Source organism: Paraburkholderia sp. SIMBA_054 (genome assembly GCF_046534875.1).
Taxonomy (GTDB): Bacteria; Pseudomonadota; Gammaproteobacteria; order Burkholderiales; family Burkholderiaceae; genus Paraburkholderia; species Paraburkholderia hospita.
In genome coordinates, this window is the sequence record NZ_JAWRXV010000060.1 from 20,684 (window position 1) to 39,433 (window position 18,750).

The window sequence follows — 18,750 nt, forward strand, 5'->3', positions numbered from 1 at the left end:
GAAACAAGCACTCATTCCCCGGGAGTAGCCTTAACACGTAATAAAAACACCCGCCCGCGATAGCGGGCAATGCATGAGGACCGTGAGCATAAAGGCGCTCAATTCTCTGCGCCTTTCGCCTCAAATTCCGCATCAGAAGTTGTTTCAATGGTAGCCATTCATCAAGGGTTGCCATGCGTATTTTCAGGAACAAGCGTCAGGCCGCGCTCTCCACGGCCCCCGGCTCTTTCGCCGAGGAAGATCCCGCACAGGTGATCTTCGAGACCAGCACCAAGCTGAGGGTTGAGGCCAATCGCTGGATGCTTATCGCCTTCGCAGCTATTGTGGTTGCCGGGGGCGCAGTGTGGACACGCCAGCCTCCGCCGTCGGTCACGAAGGTAGTCGGTGTGTCAGCGGACGTGAGCGGTCATCCGGTCGTGACAGAGCTCGTCGCATACAAGCCGGACTCGCAGGCGATCCGCACAAGCATGAACGACATGGTTGTGCGGTGGTTCACGATCGAGCCGGTTCTTACCGACAGTCTCAACACGTCCCGTATGTCAGCCAACATCAACTCGGTGAAGGCGCAGATGATCGGGGCGGCGACGGACCAGTTTAAAAGCTGGCTGCGGGACGACGCGCCGTTCCAGCAGATCACGGCCAACCCGAAACTGATTCGCGAAGTGAACGTGCGGAACATTGCACTGCTTGAGGATCAGACGGTTCTCGTTGAATTCACAACGACGACTTCTCAGGCCGGTGCGACGGGCAAGCCCGACGTGAAGTCCTACGCGCTGACTCTGCGTTATCAGATCGTTGCACCCACAGCGGACGCGGCCCTCACCAAAAACCCTTTCGGCATCTTCATCCCGTTTTTCCGTCTTGAGCGGACGGGCGGAGCTTGAGCCCCATGATCACGAAACCTCTCCGACCTACGATCGGCATCGCCCTGACCCTTGCCGCGATCGTTTTACCGATGGCGGCCGCACAGGCCAAGCGCCCCGCAGATGCAGGGGCGATCAACACCGCGATGATCGTGAGTGATCCGATGAGCCCGGTGAATCCGTTCAACAGTGGGGCGGACCCCCTCACGATGCCGGGCGATGCCCGCATTGGCGTGTTCTCATACAGCCGGGACCAGATCTTTCGCATCCTCACGGCGCCGCTCAAGCTGACGACGATAGAGCTGGAGCCGGGCGAGAAGCTGATTGCCGACCCGGCAATGGGCGACAGCATCCAGTGGGAAATCGATGACGACAAGATGAACCATGTGTTCATCAAGCCGCATAAGCCCGATCTCGTGAACACGCTGCACCTGACGACGAACCGGCGTGAGTACGACTTCACGCTGATCGCGTCGCCGGCTGGAGGATTCTTTTACCAGACAGTGCGATTTCAGTATCCGCGCTCGCCGATGACACGAGCGGCAGCTCGCGACGACTCGGCTGGCGCTGACGCAGTTGGGGGTGAGCGCGCGATCGACTCGGGCAATATCAGCGTGTCCCCCGACGAGCTGAACTGGGATTACTCGGTCGACGGAAGCGCCGAGTTCAAGCCTGAAGTGGTTTTCGATGATGGTCACTCCATCTGGATGCGGATGCCGGCGAAAGCGCAGACATGGCCGGTTCCCATGTACAAGGATCACGGAGATCGGGTAGTGGGCAACTTCATCAGGCGCGGCGATTTTCTCGTGTTCCAGCGCCTTGCCGACGAGATCGTGCTCGTGTCCGGAAAGGATGAAGTGACGGTTACGCGCGGCCGGCACCGCGTCTTTGGAGTGTTCTGATCGTGGCGAAGAAGAACGACCAGAGCGCGCCGACGCCTGAACAGGCGGCGCTCGTCAAAGGCAAGACGCCCCGCAACGCGATCCTGAGCATAGGTCTGGTCGCAGGAATCATCATTGGCGTATTGGGCTTCTTCTACGAACTGAAGGCAAGCAATCAGGCACAGGAAGAAGCCCGCCTGAAGAAGGCAAGTGCGCTCAAGAGCAGCACCGAAGTTCCAGCGGGGAAGGGCGGCTCGGACATCGATCAGATGGTCCGCCAGCAACAGGAAGCCGCGGCGTCAGAAGCGGCGGCCGCGCGCGCTGCGTCCGATGCTGCTGCCACCCAGAAGCCATCTGCCAAACCGATGCTGACGGGTAACGACTTCCAGAGGGAAGTGGCTCAGGACGGCGGCGATACCCGCGCTCTCGCAGAAAGTAACAAGCAGGACGCGATCTACACGTCGCCGATCTTCAAGACGACGGGCTCGGGTCGCAACTCTACTCAGCAGGCCGCCACTACGCCGGCTGGCGTCCCGTCGCTCGAAGACTTTCGTGCTGCGCGCGCTTCGGCTACTGCGAATGCGCAGAATCCGGTCGATGCGATGGCACTTGCACTCGGCAAACAGGGCCAGGCGCCCGAAGACCGTGATCGCGCTTTCCTCAAGGACGCAGCGGGGCAGGGCGGAATCGAACAGACGACCTTCAACGGTCGGTCGCGCGGTTGCACGCTCACGCCTCCGCACAACATTCATGTAAAGACCGTCGAAGGCCTCAATTCGGACAAGCCTGGCCGCGTTGCGCTGATGGTCGACGAGGACATCTACGACAGCCTGCGTGGCGACTGCCTGATGATCCCGAAGGGTTCGTTCATCAACGGCTCGTATAGCGCGGACATCAAGGTCGGACAGGAGCGTCTGCTTGTCGCGTCGACCAGCCTGCGGCTGCCCAACGGCAAGAGCGTGCCGATGAACGGCATGCAGGGTGCGGATCAGAATGGCGCGGCCGGTTTTTCGGGCGATGTTAACAACCACTTCCTGGCGATCTTTGGCGCAGGCTTTATTACCGCTGTGCTGCTGAAAAGCTTCGACAATGGGTCAACGACCTCCACGACGGCAAGCCCGATCGGCATAACGACCACCGGGAGCACTGCAGGGCAGGTGGCTGCGACGACGGCCCAGGCCGTGCTTCAACGCAACCAGAACATCCCGCCGACGATCACGGTCAAGCCAGGCGAGAAGTTCCTGGTGCAGGTCACGCAGGACATCGTGATGGAGCCGTACCATGACTAGGCGCGCCATCGCTGCGCTGCTGCTGACGGCCACGTGCTCGTCGGCGGGTGCCGCAGTGATCGAGACGGTGATCAGCCCAACGCGCTTTGTCATTGAAGAACACGGCGAGCGGTCCGTGCTGGAGCTTCCCGGCAGGCCCGTGTACGCATGCGGCCTCCAGCGCTTCCTTACATGGGCTCAACCGCTGAGAGGGCAAAGCATCACGCCTAGGTCACGCGGCTTCGCATCTGTTCTCGTTGATGGCACGCCGGAAAGCCTGCAGGCGTTACTGGTGCGCAATGGGTGGCTGCAGCCAGCTGTGCTTGACGACGAAGCGCAGGCCGCGTTGACCGAGCGCCGTGGCGGCTGGTCCTGTGCGTCTGCGCAGACACCATTCGACGTCATGCATACAAGCGTCGACGCGAAGATCCTTGCGGGCGTCGCGCTCAATGAGTCGGCCTACAACGGTCGCGCGTGGCCATGGACGCTTAACGTCGCAGGCCGTGGTTTCTTCTTCCGCACGCGCGACGACGCCTACAAGGCGGTCCGCTTTCTCATCTCCGACGGTCGCTGCGATTTCGACGTAGGCCTCATGCAGATCAACTGGTGCTACCACCGGCAGCGCTTCGCGTCGCCGTGGGAAGCACTTGCGCCCGCAACGAATATCCGTGTGGCTGAAGACATCCTCAACGAGAACTATCGCAAGACGAACTCGGCGGTGAAAGCCGTGGCGTATTACCACAGTGCGAACCCTCAACCGGGCCGCGAGTATCTCGCGCGCTTCATCCAGCATCTCTCCCAACTCGACCGCGGCTTATGAAGCAGACGCTATCCCTTATCGCGCTGGCAGTGTTCTCGCTGTCCGCGTCGGCTGCGAGCACCGATCCGCTCGACTTCGACTACCAGATCAACGGCAACATGACCGAGCGCCCGGCGCTTGTGTTCAACGATGGCACCGACACGTACCTGCAGCCGCGTGCGGGCCAGGTCCTGAAGGTTGAGGGCGGCCATACCGAAGGCCCGTACATCGTCGTGTCAGGCACGCCAGAAGTCATTTCATATTCGGTCGGCGGGTCCAGTGCAACGGCGCGCTGGAAAAAGTCCAACAGTTTTACTTCCGAGCGGGGTAACCGCAGCGGTGACATGCCCGCCGGCTTCACGGGTTTCTCGAACCGCCTTGCGCTGATCGGCGCACGCGCTCGACTGGAGACGACACGCCCGATGAGCGCAACGTTGCCGCTCGCCCAGATGGTTAAGGCACTGGTGCCGCAGGGGTGGACCGGGTCCGCACAGAAGGACGTGGACCTCACGAACGCGCTGAGCTTCGCGACGCGCGATGGCGAGAACTGGATGCAGTCGCTCGACCGCCTGCTCGGCGCTGTGGACCTCTATGCGGACGTCGATTTCACCGCGCACCACGTCACGCTGCGTCGTGCTGCCGTCAAGTCGACCGGTGTGAACTACGTCGCGAGCGCCGCGCCCGCTGATCCCATCGTTGGCGAAACGCAGACGGCGGGCGTAGTGCCGGATTCTGCCGCGAGTGGTGCGACGGCGGTCTCCGACAAGGCGCAATCGCAGGACGGGCTGGCGGTGAAATTCGGGGCTATCGCGATCCGCGATGGCGACGACACGCACATCCAGATCCGCTTTGCACAAAGGCCTGCAAAAGAGCTCGTCTTTCGGGACATGGACGGGCATTCCCTCAAGCCAAAATGGGACGACTCAAGCAATGTCGTGACGTTTAACCGGGCAGAGCGGTTCGTGGTGTCGAACGGTTCGGACAGTGTTGAGGTCGCGCGAGTCGCAGGTCTTGTCTACGTCTTTGAGCCGAAAAACAGCGCGGGCCTCGAGGGCGTGTTCGACAAGGAAGGATCGACCTACTTCAAGTTTGCTGACACCGTCGGCAACGTGAAGGTTTCGGACGTCGCTCACATGGGATCGGGTGAGCAGAAGGGGCGCTATTACAAGTTCAACGGCACTGCCGACCAGTTCATCGTGAACGCGGACGGCAACGTCGTGAATGTGACGCGCAAGCATGATGTGCGCTTTTTCGATCGTCCGAAATCATGAACGTCCGATCAGTCACGAAGCTCATGGTGCCCGTCCTGATGTGCAGTCATCCGGCGTTCGCCGATTGCCTCGATGATGCCGCGCAGTATCACCACGTCAACGTGATGCTGGTTCGCGCGATCGCGCAACAGGAGTCAGGGATGCGTGCCAGTGCGATCAACGTGAACACGGATGGCTCGGAGGACATTGGCCTCATGCAGATCAACTCGTCGTGGCTTCCAAAGCTCAGGCGCTACGGCATTACGCGCGAGTCCCTGTTCAACCCGTGCGTCAACGGCTACGTTGGCACATGGATCCTTGCGTCGAACATCAGGCAGTTCGGCCCGACGTGGAAGGCGGTTGGTGCGTACAACGCCGTCTCGACCAACAAGCAACTGGTGTACGCGAACAACATTTATCGGCGCATCCAGCGCGCGGCCCACTGAATCTCATGAAGCAAATGATCATCATGCCCTCCCGTCGTCGCGCCTCGCTGGTCGCGCAGTTACTCGCACTCCTCGCAATGACGGGGTTCACGACCGCGTCGTTTTCCCAGTCAAAACTCTCCCCGCCTTCGGGCGATGGCTGGCAGTTGCTCGGTGCGCCCACGGCGCCGGTAGCGCCTGTTGCCACGCTGGCGATGGTCGCTCCCCCCGGCAGTCCCGGTGCCCGGACTGCGTCGTCGCAGGCATCGCTACCGCCAGTACTGGCTTCCACACCCGAACCGCCGGTTCCTGCACCGCAGGCGCCCGCATCCACTGCCGTCACACCGATTGTCCTGCCGGGAACGCCGGCGTCTGCATCCGCTGGCGTTCTGTCGTTCGCGATCACACCGCAGGACATCAATCTGCGCAACGCCCTTGACCGCTGGCTACAGCAGCAAGGCTGGCAGCTTGCATGGAAGATCGACGATGACCTGCCGCTCGAATTCAATGCGACGTTTAGCGGCGACTTTGACGCTGTCCTCACGCAGGTGATGCGAGCCACGAACCATATGCGCACGCCCACGCGCGTTTGCGTACACACCAACAACGTGGTTCGCGTGGTCGCACGCGCAGCCAACTGCCAGGATTAATCAAGATGCGCATCAACCGTTTCCAGGCTGCTGTTTCCCTTCTGCTGGCGTCCGCCCTGACGGGTTGCGCGATCTCGCAATCCGACATCAACGGCGCATACGATGCGTCGACGCGTGACGCAACGCATGCGATGGCGAATATTGGCGACTCGATGCCGCTCGTTGAACATGTGCCGACTGCGTTCCTCGGCGACCGGCTTGTGCCAGTCGCGTACGAGGCGACGCTGCCTGCTGTCTTCCGTGAAAAGACCATCACACTGCCAGCGAACCTCACGATCACGAGGATCGCAACGCTGGTCTCGAATGCGACGGGCTACCCCTTTCACCTGAGCCCTGACGTGTTCATTTCGCGCGACTCCCTGATCGATACGGCCTCGGGCACGGCGGGCGGGCAGGCGCGTGGTCCGCTGCCGTCCGCGAGCGGCACCGTTGAACCCGTCTACCGGCAGGCCGGAAACGCGCGCATCGGCCAGTACCTGCACAGCGTGACAGAGGATCTCGGTCTGGCGTGGAGCTTCGATGGTGCGACGATCAATATCTCGCGGTTCGTAACTCGCACCTTCCAGATCGCCGCCATTCCGGGCGCGGTGAGCATCAAGTCGACGTTGTCGAAGGGTACCGACACCTCAACCGGCTCGCAGTCTAATGGCACGGGTACGACCAGCGCTAACACCGGTTCGTTCTCGGCTGTCACCTCTACGGGACGGGACGGCACCTTCGACCAGATCGCGTCGATCACCAAGGAACTGGAGAGCCTGAAAACTCCGCTGGGCAAGATCACGGTCAATGCGCAGACCCGTCTGGTCACCGTGCGCGATACGAAGGAGGCAGTCGACCGGATGAGCGATGTGCTCAAGCACGAAAACGCAGTCTTCACGCGGCAGGTCGCGATTCGCGTGCGTACCTTGCAGATCGCACTCAACGACGGCTCGCAGGCTGGCGTAAGTGCAGACATCGTCTTTAACCGAATCTCGGAGGGCCTGAAGAAGTACTCGATCAGCATCGTCTCGCCGACGACGCTCGCGACCGCAGCTGGCCAGGTTGGTCTGTCGATCCTGACGCCAAACGCGCCCCTGACGGGCACGAACGCCGTCGTCAGCGCGGTCAATACGTATGGCAAGACCATCTCGGATAACACGCAGACGAAGGTGACGCTTAATGGTCTGCCCGTGTCGATCGGATCTTTTGAGACGAAGGGCTACCTCGCGGCGACCACTCCATCGGCAGGCTCTATCAGTGGAACGACGGGCGGGGTGCCGGGCCTGCAACCAGGGTCGGTTACGGTCGGTGACTTCGTGAACATCCTGCCGTCGGTGAACGATCACAACCAGATCATCCTGTCGTACTGGAGCGACAACTCCAAGCTGAATGGTCCTTTCACCACCATCGGAACGGGATCTGGGCAGTCGGCCCAGCAGATCCAGTTGCCCGATATTGTGGGCAGCAAGGATGACCAGACTATCGCGCTCGCTGATGGTCAGACCGTCGTCATGTATGGCGCCATCACCAACAACTATGACGGGTCGAGTAACAACGGCATCCTGGGCGCCAGTGGCGCATGGAACAAGGCGAAGACGTTCCAGGTGATCATGCTGACCGCGACCGTCGTACCGTCGATGTGAGCGGCGCGATGCATTTCGAGACCATTCCCAACGAAAAGAAGGCCAGGCTCGTCTTTGGCCTGGAGTGGCGCGCCTACGCGACGAAGGGCGGGGCAGCCGAGCGTAGGCGCTATGCGCAGGAACTCGACGCGACGCACTACGTTGAACTCAAGGGCAAGGAAGAGACGGTAGCGGGCTTCTGCGCGCCCGACGCTGTGGAGCGAAAGGGCGGCATGAAGTTGTATTCGGCGGCCGCGCGCGTCGCCGGGCTCGAGCGGGTGCGCACCAAACCTGCCGTGCTCGTGCTGATCCAGGACGGGCAGCGCGTGCATGCGGTGCTGGTCGTGCGCGGCACCGTCCGTGTCGACGAAACCGTTGCGCTGCATACGATTGAGACAAAACGTGTCGCGTGGGAAGACGAGTGCGCAAAAAACCGCGTCGATCTCGTCACGATCGGATACGGCGCCGATCTCGGCGACGTCGACGAACCGTTCGCCGTGAGCGAACTGCTGCGCGGCAAGAGCATTGGCCTGATCAGGAAGGTGCCCGTCAAGGTGCCGACGGCGATCCCGGTGATGGTGATTGCTGTTGCGCTCATCTACGGTATGAGCGAGGCGATGAGCATCAGCCCGCCTCCGCCACCGCCAGCGCCGCCGCCGAACTACATGCAGGACTATCAGACTGCGGTCGCTCGCGCGTTTGCCGGACAGATTCCGATGGCTTCGGCACTTGCGCCTGCCCTGTTCGACATTTTCCGGAATCAGGAAACGAACATGGCGGGGTGGCAGTTCCAGAAGGCGTCATGCGGCGTGGCGGGCAACTGTTCGATCACCTACAAGCGCGAGGGCGGCACATTCAAGGAATTTGACGCCCGCGCGTCCGCCGACATGCGGCCGGTCGTATTCGATGCGGGCGGTCTGTCGCTCCAGACGAGAGGCCCGGCCGTGCCGCGCGTGCAAAAGCTCGCGCTCGCACAGGCGAAGCAGTGGCCGACTGCGCAGGCGCTGATCAAGCAGCTTCAGACCGATCCCCAACGGCTGTCGACGAAGCCCGACCAACTGATGAGTCACGGCTATGTGGTCACGCTCCGACCGCCCCAGCGTCTGCTCGCACGTCAGCCGCTTGCTGGCGAGGTGAAGGGTCCGCTCGTCCAGTCGGGTGACTGGAGCATCGAAGGCTATATGTGGCAAAGCCGGCTGCTGTCGCGGCTGCCGGACAACATGTCTCTGGACACGCTTGAGCTTGAACTGAAAGAAGACGGCACCGGCGTGCATTTCACCGCGAAGGGTAAATACTATGTTCTCCAATAACGCGGCCCGTCGCACGGCGGCATCTATCTTCCTGCTATGCGTGACGGGCTTCGCGCATGCAGACGAAAAGCACCTCACGCTCGATGACATTGACGGCCTCGCGCGTCAGAACCTCGTCAACACAATGCGCAAGGCGGATGGAACACAGCCTCCCGCAGGCGCTGCTTCGGTGGGCGTCGGACTCAATGCACCGCTGAATTCACCGGCGCCAGCGCCCGATGCTCAGGTCGCTGCCGCAAGCAAGCCGCCTAAACGGCAAGGGCCGCCCCCCCGATTCAGCCCACCCGTCTCGTTCGTTGGCGCGTACAGCGACATGAGCGGAGCGCACGTGCTGTACGACTATCAGGGGGGTATCTACTCGGCAGCACGTGGCGCGAAGCTGCTCAACGGCTGGGTGGTAACGCGAGTCGATGGGTATCACGTCACGGTGTCCGAAGGGAAGCGCACGTGGTCGGAGGTCATATCCGCGCCCGACACGGGATCGGGCCCGACGGGCGATAGTGCTGCTGTCCGCGCGGTAACCGATCTCGGTGGCCCTCTGCCTGCCGGCGCCCCTGGTGGTGTGGGTCCGGCAACGGTGCTTTTCAACGCGAGGTAAGCAAATGGGCCTTTTTTCTGGAGTCGAACCGGACGAAGACCAGGCAGGTGGTGGCGGTTTTCTGAAACGTCTGCGTGGCGTGCGGCCCGCTTCTTTTGTCGAGGGCGGCGGATCAGCCGCACGGGTAGCGCAGGAGCCGAGCTTCGTGAAAGGCACGAAGCAGCGTGCACAAGAGCCGACGCGCGCCATCAATCCGACGGTGTCGTTCCTCGGCCGCAAGCTGTCAGGCGACGACATCGAGGACGTCGAGAATTTCACTGAGTCTGGCGCGGTGGAAGCGGCGCCGCATGTCGAGCGTGAGACGATAGAGGCTCAGCCGGAAGCATCGCAGGTCGGGACGGCTCGCACAGCGGAGCCGACGGCGCGTGCGCAAACTGCACTGATGCCGCGGTCTGTCGAAAGCGACCTTGAGCCCAGCGCTGCGAACGCGGGCGATGTTGTCGGCGGTCTCGGCGACCGTTACGCGGAAGGCGACAGGGCACTGCGCGAACTGGAAGCCATGCTTGCACAACAGACTCGCGCCGACGCCGGAACGAACGACGTGCCTGCGCGTCCCGTTTCGCCTTCGACGCGGACAGCGTCCACTTCCGCGCCGGTCGCTGATACTGCGAGCCGTGAAGGAGCCGACCGCCCAGCCATTGCGGCGAGGGTGCCCGAGCCGGTGACTGCTCCCGCCGCGACCGAAGCAGAATCGAGCGCGTCTGGTTACGCGAGCCGCCCGCCCGCCAGCGCGCGCGTCGAGCGGACCATGGATAACTTGCCCGCTTCCGTCGATGACGACGATGACAGCGATCCTACAGGCGCGCTGAACGGGAGGCCGACGCTCGTTTCCGCAGAGGCGCTACCAGACTACAAGCGCGTCATCACGGGGGTCGATGCGGACTCGGTGCTCCGGGTATCAGCGGCCGTACGCAAAGAATTTGTTGCGGTAGAGATTCAGCCAGGTATTGCGATCGTTGCAACGACTGCGCGCTTTAGCGAACGCGCACAGTTCGCGACCTTTTTGAAAGACCTCGCGTCGCATGACCTGCTTGTGCAGGAAGAGATGATCGCGACGGAAGAGGTCATCGCGGCCATCTACGAGCGCAAGCGTGACGTTGCCGTCAAGGGTGGGGAGCGCGAGGCATCACGCGCCATTGGCAACTTCCGCGACATTATCGAGGCTGCCCACGCGTACGGAGCGAGCGACGTCCACATCGAGCCGCGAGACTTCCTGTCAGAAGTCGAAGTGCGCTTTCGGGTGAACGGTGACCTTTATACCTATCGGCGGCTGCCGAAAAACATGGTGCGCCGGGCGCTGTCTGCCGCCTACTCGGACCTCGTCCAGAAGAACACAAACTCGGGAAACTCATTCCAGCCGAGCGCACCGCAGTCGGCCATGATTCCGCTGGTACTCGGCAGGGACACGGTAAACCTGCGATGGCAGTCCGCGTCGACGGTTGGAGGTTACGACGTTGGTTTGCGTCTGCTTGATGGCAACTTCAAGAATTACTCGGTGCTGATGCCTGACCAGATGGGGCTGTCGCCGAGCCAGCTTTCGCTCATCGAGACGCTAAACCATGTCAGCGGGGGCATTACGGTGCTCACCGGCGAGACGGGTTCGGGCAAGACCACGCTGCTACGGGCACTTTCCTACATGCTTCCCGACCGTGAACTGAAAAAGCAGTTCGCCGTCAGTGAGCCGTCCGAATATCCGTTGCCGTGGCTCTCGGAGATCTCGATCATCCGTCGGCCGGACGAGTCAGACGAAGAGGCGAGCCGCAAATATGCGGAAGTGATCCGGACGCTCATGCGGATGGACCCGGACGACGTGACGATCTCGGAAGTGCGTGATCGCGTCGTGATGGGGCTGGTGTCGGAACTGGCAATGACCGGGCACCCAGTCCGTTTCTCGCTGCATGCGGGCGACATCATCTCGGCGGTAATGCGGATGGCGGGTGGCCGGCTACAGCTGCCGATCGACGAACTGGCCGCCGAGGGCTTCATCAACGCGGTCGGCAACCAGAAGCTCGTGCCGACCTTGTGCAAGGACTGCAAGCTGCCCGCCGAAGAAGTGATGCCCCAGCGGGATCTCGAACTGCTGCGCTCGAAATTTGGCCTCGATACATCGAAGATGGCTTGCCGGAATCATGCTGGATGCCCGACCTGTCGCCTGGATGGCCTGTTTGCACGCGACGGCAAGGTCGCAGGGGGCACGATGCGGCCGACGCTAGTAGCCGAGCTTTACCGTCCGACGGAGGAGTTCCGCGAGCGTATCGCCGCGCGCGACTGGCGTGGTGCGCGCGCAGTATGGCGCAGAGAGCGTACGACCGGCTTCGACAACGAGGACATGACCGGAAAGACGGTATATGAACATGCTCTTTTCAAGGCTTCGCGCGGCGAAATCGACCCACAATTCATCAACCGTTCGATGCAGTCCTTCGCGCAATATCGCGTGATGCCGGGTGCTGACGGGAAACTGTGACGAGGTCCGTGCGTAATGTTCAGTTCGTTGATTGCCATGCTTCCCGAAGCGACGCAGATGCGCCTTGCGCGCTGGCGCTTCCAGAGCGTGCGCGAATCCTTCTACAAGGAAACGCGCCTCGATATCGAAAAGAAAGGTCTGCGTGATGTCGAGACGCTGCGCGAGCGGCTCGAGACTTATGAAACGCGAAACAGGGCGCGCAACCGGATCGAGTGGAAGGTGTTCGCGCGCGTGCGCGACCGCCTGGTGAAGGGTGACTCTTTCGCCGCAGCGATACGACCGTATATTCCCGGCGATGAGTACACGCTGTTCGACATTGCCGGCGAGTCGACGCAGAAAGACGCGGTGATCCGAGGCTTCGAGTTGGCCGAGATGGCAGCCTTTGCAAAGCGCACGTTGTCTTCGCAGACGTCGCTGCAGCTTGCCTACCCGACGTTCCTGCTGGTCTATCTGTACGGCTTCTGCATGATGTTCGGCGGGGTGATTTATCCACAGGTGGTCGAGATCAAGCCGCTCGAACAGTGGCCAGACTTCGGGCAGATCTTCTACCGCATCGACACGTTCGCCTACGACTACTGGTGGATCTCCGCATCGGTCGTCACGAGCCTCATAGCGGGCTATTTCTGGACGCTCAAGCGCTGGGTGGGACCGCTTCGCAACCGGTTCGACCGATTCCCGCTGATGTGGCGCAACCGGCGCGACATGCGGGCCGCCTTACTGATCGTCTCGTTGGCCGGGTTGTTCGAATCGAACCTGACGTTGCGTGCGGCGATCAACCGGATCGCCAAGAGCGCCGATCCCTGGATGCGCTGGCACCTCAACACGATGAGCAAGCGTCTCACGCAGCGCCCGGATCAACCGATGCGTGCCCTTGACACGGGCATCTTCTCGGAAATGATCGTTGACACGATCACCGATGCCGCAGGGCGCGACCAGTTCGAGGCGGCCATCAAGTCCCTTGGCCGTGATTCGCTCGCTCGGGTCGTCGAGGCGGTGAAGCGCAATGCGCGGCTGACGCATTACATGCTGCTGGGCTTCGCGGTCGTCGTGTTCATGACCGTCGGTATCGGCTCGTATGTAGTGACGGGCGCCGTGAACATGAGTGGCGGCATTCCTTCGGCAGGCTCGCAATAAATGCAACTTCTATCGGATCGCGGCCGTTACGGCGCGGCATGCAAATAATTTTCGGGGAATATTCCATGCAACAGCAAAAGGTGGCAAACCGGGCGCGTCTTATCAAGTTCGGCCGGCTCAAGAAGCAGTCCGGCGAATTGTCGCTCATCGAGGCAGGCGCATACATGGCTGGGGCAGCACTGCTCGCGATCGCCGTCATCAAGGGTAGCGCGTACGTTTATACGACCATCAAGTCGTCGCAGTTCACCAGCGAAGCGCAGATGTTCCATACCGGCATTCTGAACGCGACGCAGAACGACGCGGATTTCGGGGCAGAGACGTTGACCACGCTCGCGACCAACCGCGCATTTGATGCGGCCGGTGCGCGGCTGGCATCCGACAAGTCGTCGTTGAAGGGCATCTTCAACCAGCCGGTGACCATCTCGGTTGGCTCGCTCAGCACGGCAAATGACTCAATCATCATGTCGTACCAGGTACCGACTGCCGTGTGTGCGATGAGTGTCGCTGCGCTGACCAACACGTACTCGCAAGTCGCCGTTGGCGCGACGACTGTGTCAGGCCCGACGACGACGTTCAGCAGCAGCGTGGCGGGCGCGGCCTGTGAATCGGCGGGCGCGTATGCGACGCTGCAGCTTTATACGTCGCGTACGTGATCGGGCCAGGCGTCCATGGGCAGCTTACTGGAAATGATGTTCGTGCTGCTTGGCGCGGCGATCCTGACGGTGCAGGGCATCAAGGAGGACGTCGCGCACAAGCGGGATACGATGCTGGCGATTGAAGGTCAGAACGAAGCCACGCTCGTGACGGCCTACGACAGCTGGATCACGGACAACTTCACATCGCTTCTCTCGCAATACACCGCGTCAGGCAACAACGCTACGTTGACTCCGCCTACGCTCGACCAGCTTAAGTCGGCTGGCAATCTGAAGCAGGCGCACAGCCTGGGCCCGTTCTGGGGCGGTGGATATGCGGTATCAATGACGATGGTGCCGACGGGTTGTACGCAGGCCGCGGGCGATTGCCACGTCTCGTTTGCGCTGTATCCGACACAGCCCCTGCTGAAGGGCGGAAAAGCAGACGTCGCGGGAGCTGCGCAGATTGCAGTGGCCGGGTCAAAACTGGCCGGAACAAGCCAGTTCGGATATTCAAATGCGCAGGCGCCGGGCACCATCACCGGCATCAATGGTTCATTTACCGCACCGAACCCGCTGGGTTCAAAAGCCGCGTCGATCATGGCCACGAATGGTCCCGACTCGGACGGCAATTCGATCTACATCCGGCGCGACGGCAGCGTGACGTGGACGGGCGACCAGGACGTCAACAACGTCAGTCTGAAAAACGTCAACGACATTGCGACCCAGACGATAGAAGCGAGTGGGGCAGTGACGGCGGGTAGCGTGGCAGCAACGGGCGCGGTAAAGGGCAATTCGGTTTCATCGAGCACCACCCTTCAGGCGGGCAACATCGCTTCTCCGCGCAATCCCTGCTCCCCAAACGGCGCTATCGCGAACAATAGCGATGGCTCGGGACAGCAATTGACTTGTCAGTCAGGCATCTGGCTTCCGAACGGGGGGCGGGTCCTGCGAATGGGATACAACCCTGTCGCGGATGGCTCGACCGTTGCGAAGCCGTCGTGTCCCGCAGGCGGAACCGCGATTGTGGAACTCACGCCGCAGAACTGGTATGTGAACCAGTCTGCCACGGTGAACTTTAACGCCTACGACAACGGCAGCTATTGGCAAGTTCGCATTACAGATGGGGCCGGTGCGGGAGTCCCGGGGATGGCATACGCGGGAACATATTGCTCATATTAAGAAAGTTCACAAGATGAAAAGAAATCAAGCTGCTCTACCATCGATCCGTGCGACGCTTCTTTGTACTGTCCTCTCAGCAAACGTTGCGATGGCCGGCAATCCCGTAGTCTGCTCATCCAACTACTACGACGCCACGTGTACTCCGCATCTGACTCGCGCCTATCAGACGCCTACGACCTGCTCGACAAGTCCCGGCTGGACGACGGTAACGCCGGCTAGCTGGATTGGTTCAAGATTCAGCGATCCACAGTGCAGCTATACGCCGCCGCCGACATGCCCGGCAGGATGGTCCGAGGCGAGTCCCGCAACGTGGAATGGGACAAGTTGGGCTGGCCCGAACTGTCAAGCGCCCGCACCCCAAGACCCATCTGCGTCGTGCAACGCCTCGATTCCGTCACAGTACGTCGCGACATCGTCTTGGAGCCAAACTACTGACCCGTTTCTCCTTAGCACCGCCGCTACATACGCCGCGGCGAACGGCATTCCTAGCTGGACTGCTCTGTATGGGCGCAACTACGACGGCCCCACTTACTCTTTGCCATGCTTTGACCGAAACAACTACAGAGCCGCATGCTACGTCAACGGGTCGACCGTCGTTGGAGTGGTTATTGGTCAGGCGTCGTCTGCGACCGGTGGCGCGTGTAATCACTGACGGTTATCGCCGTCACTAAAAAAACGCCCCGGCGAGTCGCGCGGGGCGTTTTTGCTAGATCAGTTTTGATTAGCCGACGACGTTGCCGGTCGTGAAAGTGAAACTACGCGAGAACGCCACTCCGTTGACCGTACCCGTAATGGTGACGGCGTAGCTGGTATTGGGCGACAGCGGCGAACTCGGATAGGCGACCGCCTCGTATGCGGGAATGAGCTTGTTTGGATCCTTCGACGAATCGAGCAATTGCACGCTAGCAGGTGTACCGGTCGACGTGTCCGTGATGGACGCCGTTTGCAAAACGATCGTATCTTGCGGGTTGCCAGCGACCCCGATCGGAGTGCCCCAGGCACCCGACGTATTCGGCGGAGTCGGCGTTTCGCCGAGCGCCTTGTATGGTACGCCCGTCGTCCCTTGGCAGGGGAACGTGAGCGGTCCATTGCTAATAACGGACTGGAGGTTTGCAAGGGTCAATGCCCCCCAAGCCTGCGGAGCGCCGTTGAAAGTAGTCTCCGCGTAGCCAACACCGACTTGGGTTACGGGCCATACAACGGTGCCGATGTGATAAACGCCGGAGATCCACCCGTACAACAAGTTTTGCCCGTAGCCAGTTTCGGTAAGGGCGGGGGTCGTCCAGAATCCGTTGCTGACGCCGCCGACTGCAACACTGCCAGAGGGGAAGCCGACCGCCGCCGCGCGATCCGAGAAAGTCACCCCGGTGTAACCTGCCTTTCCGGCGGTCTCGGAATCGCTGACCGCATTGGCTTGTGCCATATAGCTCGAATGGTTCGCCGTTGCTTTGTCTAGCAAAGTGTTCTCGGTCAGAGCCGGAAAGCCGCATTGTTGACGATACTGGTTCAGCGTGGTGAAGATCGTCTGCTCTGCGCTATTCGCTGCGTATTGCGGCGTCGTCACATTACCGGTTGTGGGGCTGGGCGGGGCGGCCGGTGGAGTAGTCGGGCTGCTTGCATTACCGCCGCCACCACCACCGCCGCATGCGGCCAGAGCCATAGCTGCCGCGATCGAAACCGCCGTCAATGCGAGTTTGCTGCTTTTCATTCTTAGGTCCTCGTGTCTAATGTGGCCGCGCCCCCGCGCAACCTTGATTTCATCTTATAGAGGGCCGCGAAAAGTCAAGGCAGCTTGGCTGCCAGTTCCTTCACGTCGCATCGTGCACCGCGTTGTTTCCGACCGCGCACGCATTGTAAGTTTTTGTGGTGCTCGCACCGTTGTGAACACGCAACCGTTTGCTACCGCCGACGCGGGCGTTCGCGCCACCGCTTTATGCGTAGCGCACCAAACGATGCAACCAGCATGATCGCGACGGGTACTGGCTGCGATGCGCCGATGATCGGGATCAGGAGCGAACCGGCCCACACCATGGTCAGGAAAACCACAAGGTGTCGGAACGCCTTGCTCTGCACGACAAGGGCAAGGCGCCCGCCTGCGTGACGGCAACGCGCTGCATACACTTCGTTGGATTTTTCGAGATCGAAGCTTGTTGCGTCCTTGGCCGCTGAGCGTTCCGCGCGATAGTGGCGCTCGTACCTCAAAAACCGCGCGTCGCCGCGGCCTCTCAGCCAGGCCGCGACGCTATCGCTGAAGAGATGGGCGAAGTCCTGCATGTCAATGTAGAACGTCGGAGCAGAATTCGACCGCGCCGATCGCATCTGCGATGCATTCGCCATCGGCCTCGGAATAGAAGGCGCCTGTCTCCACATCGCGCCAGCCGAATTGAGCACGCCCGTCACGAGAAAAGACTACCCATCCAGCTTCTACAGGAAATGCCGCGGCCATGTCGGTCTCCTACGGTCAGATGGACGCTCTGCGCTTGCTTGCCTGGGCCTTCGTCGAAAGCAAATAGTTGCAGCCAGGGCATGAAAAGTCTTTCGCCAGTTCGATCTTTCCTTCACTGTTCGACAGCACGTAGTCGGTTGAGCAACTCCGGCACGCGGCGATCGTCAGGCGCGAGTCCATGGCCATCGAGCGGGTCAAATGGTTAGCGCGGTCGGCTGTGATCATCAGGTTCTTGCCGAACATCTTCGCCATAATGTCGTTCGCTGAGATCAACGACTGCGGGATGTTGCCGCCAGCGGCCAGACCGTTGCGATACAGCCAGACGTAGACGGTCGCCTGCAGCCGGCGCACCGCGCTATCGACGTACCAAGGCAGAGAATTAGCTCGGCAGCCGCAAGGCGAGCTCACACCGTGAATGTCTTTGTAGGTCGTCCGCGCCTTGTTCGGATTCAGATTGAACAAGTCGATCGCCGTCGATGCACGGCATCCCTGCGCCATCATCAGACGCGCGTAGATTTCCTTGTCTTCACGCTCAAGGCGCAGTTCAGTCCAGATGTGCTTATAGGGAAGGGTGTCGGAGCGAACTGGCGACGTGCGCATGAGGTAATGGGCAACCGTTTCTTCCGTCACCCAGCCAGCTGCATATTCCATCCAGAAATTCGGGTCTTCGAAGCGCCATCGGAACAGCGGGAAGCGGATAGAGCCGATAGCCTTCTCAAGACGGGCCATCGGCAGCTGCCTGAGATAGTTTGCAAGCTCAATCGAGATGCCAAGCAACGGCACCGCGAGCATGTTCATGTGCAACACGTCCTTGATGAGTTGCACATATGCCTGGTTGTAGTGGTAGATATCCCGGCTTGTGATCTGATCGAGGCGTGGCATGGCCTCCGTCAACGCTTCTACCTTCTGCGAGGACATTACGCCGTCGACGAAGGATTCCCAGTCGCGCGGATCGTCGAGAACCGGGGCGAGTGCCATGAACGGCATATTCATAAGAGTCGCCTTCGCACCGATGTACTTCTCGAACGTTTCCATGTCCGCGAGTGACAGGGCGAATACGTTCTCTAGCTGACGGTGTGCCGCGAGCGCGCGGCGCATGAAGTCGGTCAGCCCAAAATTGTGGCGCTGAATTTTTTCGGCCAGCCACGCCGAAAGCAGAAGGTTGGTCGGCTCACTGTGGCCGCGAAGTTCTTTTTGCATGATTTAGTCTTTTTCTTGTTCAACTACGAGCGACGGAGTGTCGCTCA

At 61.0% G+C, this 18,750-nt stretch carries 18 protein-coding genes; 14 read left to right on the forward strand and 4 right to left on the reverse strand.

The annotated features are described in order from the left end of the window. Nucleotides 1-173: 173 nt before the first annotated feature. The 14 genes from SB822_RS43530 to SB822_RS43595 all read left to right on the forward strand — a co-directional run bounded on the left by SB822_RS43530 (nucleotide 174) and on the right by SB822_RS43595 (nucleotide 15,057). Nucleotides 174-884 carry a type IV secretion system protein gene (locus SB822_RS43530; RefSeq protein ID WP_086917388.1) on the forward strand — a complete coding sequence of 237 codons (711 nt, stop codon included), beginning with the start codon at nucleotides 174-176 and terminating at the stop codon, nucleotides 882-884. A 5-nt stretch (nucleotides 885-889) separates the two neighbouring features. Then, the gene (locus tag SB822_RS43535; protein ID WP_086917387.1) at nucleotides 890-1,765 is read left to right on the forward strand and encodes a TrbG/VirB9 family P-type conjugative transfer protein; all 876 of its coding nucleotides are present in this window, start codon (nucleotides 890-892) and stop codon (nucleotides 1,763-1,765) included. Between the two features lie 2 nt (nucleotides 1,766-1,767). Next, complete coding sequence (locus SB822_RS43540) at nucleotides 1,768-3,033, forward strand: TrbI/VirB10 family protein (RefSeq protein WP_410857569.1); 1,266 nt, start codon at nucleotides 1,768-1,770, stop codon at nucleotides 3,031-3,033. Further along, nucleotides 3,026-3,832: a transglycosylase SLT domain-containing protein gene (locus SB822_RS43545; protein WP_086917385.1), complete on the forward strand. Its 807-nt coding sequence runs from the start codon at nucleotides 3,026-3,028 to the stop codon at nucleotides 3,830-3,832. Before SB822_RS43540 ends, SB822_RS43545 begins: the two co-directional genes overlap by 8 nt. Next, the gene (locus SB822_RS43550) at nucleotides 3,829-5,082 is read left to right on the forward strand and encodes a TrbG/VirB9 family P-type conjugative transfer protein (RefSeq protein ID WP_086917384.1); all 1,254 of its coding nucleotides are present in this window, start codon (nucleotides 3,829-3,831) and stop codon (nucleotides 5,080-5,082) included. Before SB822_RS43545 ends, SB822_RS43550 begins: the two co-directional genes overlap by 4 nt. Beyond that, nucleotides 5,079-5,507, forward strand: coding sequence for a lytic transglycosylase domain-containing protein (locus SB822_RS43555; RefSeq protein WP_086917383.1), 429 nt, complete (start codon nucleotides 5,079-5,081; stop codon nucleotides 5,505-5,507). Before SB822_RS43550 ends, SB822_RS43555 begins: the two co-directional genes overlap by 4 nt. A gap of 5 nt (nucleotides 5,508-5,512) precedes the next feature. Beyond that, complete coding sequence (locus SB822_RS43560) at nucleotides 5,513-6,136, forward strand: toxin co-regulated pilus biosynthesis Q family protein (protein ID WP_086917382.1); 624 nt, start codon at nucleotides 5,513-5,515, stop codon at nucleotides 6,134-6,136. A 5-nt stretch (nucleotides 6,137-6,141) separates the two neighbouring features. Then, entirely contained in the window at nucleotides 6,142-7,758 is a 1,617-nt protein-coding gene (locus SB822_RS43565) for a type II secretory pathway protein (protein ID WP_410857570.1), read from the forward strand. Then, nucleotides 7,695-9,047 carry a hypothetical protein gene (locus SB822_RS43570; RefSeq protein ID WP_410857571.1) on the forward strand — a complete coding sequence of 451 codons (1,353 nt, stop codon included), beginning with the start codon at nucleotides 7,695-7,697 and terminating at the stop codon, nucleotides 9,045-9,047. The genes SB822_RS43565 and SB822_RS43570 overlap by 64 nt, the downstream gene beginning before the upstream one ends. Next, nucleotides 9,034-9,645 carry a hypothetical protein gene (locus SB822_RS43575; RefSeq protein ID WP_410857572.1) on the forward strand — a complete coding sequence of 204 codons (612 nt, stop codon included), beginning with the start codon at nucleotides 9,034-9,036 and terminating at the stop codon, nucleotides 9,643-9,645. Before SB822_RS43570 ends, SB822_RS43575 begins: the two co-directional genes overlap by 14 nt. A gap of 4 nt (nucleotides 9,646-9,649) precedes the next feature. After that, entirely contained in the window at nucleotides 9,650-12,109 is a 2,460-nt protein-coding gene (locus SB822_RS43580) for an ATPase, T2SS/T4P/T4SS family (RefSeq protein ID WP_410857573.1), read from the forward strand. A 15-nt stretch (nucleotides 12,110-12,124) separates the two neighbouring features. Then, nucleotides 12,125-13,243 carry a type II secretion system protein gene (locus tag SB822_RS43585; RefSeq protein ID WP_086917378.1) on the forward strand — a complete coding sequence of 373 codons (1,119 nt, stop codon included), beginning with the start codon at nucleotides 12,125-12,127 and terminating at the stop codon, nucleotides 13,241-13,243. A gap of 65 nt (nucleotides 13,244-13,308) precedes the next feature. Then, nucleotides 13,309-13,896, forward strand: coding sequence for a type 4 pilus major pilin (locus tag SB822_RS43590; protein WP_086917377.1), 588 nt, complete (start codon nucleotides 13,309-13,311; stop codon nucleotides 13,894-13,896). 15 nt (nucleotides 13,897-13,911) lie between these two features. After that, entirely contained in the window at nucleotides 13,912-15,057 is a 1,146-nt protein-coding gene (locus SB822_RS43595; protein WP_086917376.1) for a hypothetical protein, read from the forward strand. Nucleotides 15,058-15,778: 721 nt separating this feature from the next. Here SB822_RS43595 and SB822_RS43600 read toward each other — a convergent pair. The 4 genes from SB822_RS43600 to SB822_RS43615 all read right to left on the reverse strand — a co-directional run bounded on the left by SB822_RS43600 (nucleotide 15,779) and on the right by SB822_RS43615 (nucleotide 18,703). Further along, on the reverse strand, nucleotides 15,779-16,765 hold the full coding sequence (locus SB822_RS43600; RefSeq protein ID WP_410857574.1) for a CAP domain-containing protein: 987 nt from the start codon (nucleotides 16,763-16,765) through the stop codon (nucleotides 15,779-15,781). 191 nt (nucleotides 16,766-16,956) lie between these two features. After that, nucleotides 16,957-17,331: a hypothetical protein gene (locus SB822_RS43605; protein WP_410857575.1), complete on the reverse strand. Its 375-nt coding sequence runs from the start codon at nucleotides 17,329-17,331 to the stop codon at nucleotides 16,957-16,959. Nucleotide 17,332: 1 nt separating this feature from the next. After that, nucleotides 17,333-17,503: a hypothetical protein gene (locus SB822_RS43610; RefSeq protein WP_410857576.1), complete on the reverse strand. Its 171-nt coding sequence runs from the start codon at nucleotides 17,501-17,503 to the stop codon at nucleotides 17,333-17,335. A 15-nt stretch (nucleotides 17,504-17,518) separates the two neighbouring features. Beyond that, nucleotides 17,519-18,703: a FlhC family transcriptional regulator gene (locus SB822_RS43615; RefSeq protein WP_086917373.1), complete on the reverse strand. Its 1,185-nt coding sequence runs from the start codon at nucleotides 18,701-18,703 to the stop codon at nucleotides 17,519-17,521. Nucleotides 18,704-18,750 lie beyond the last annotated feature (47 nt).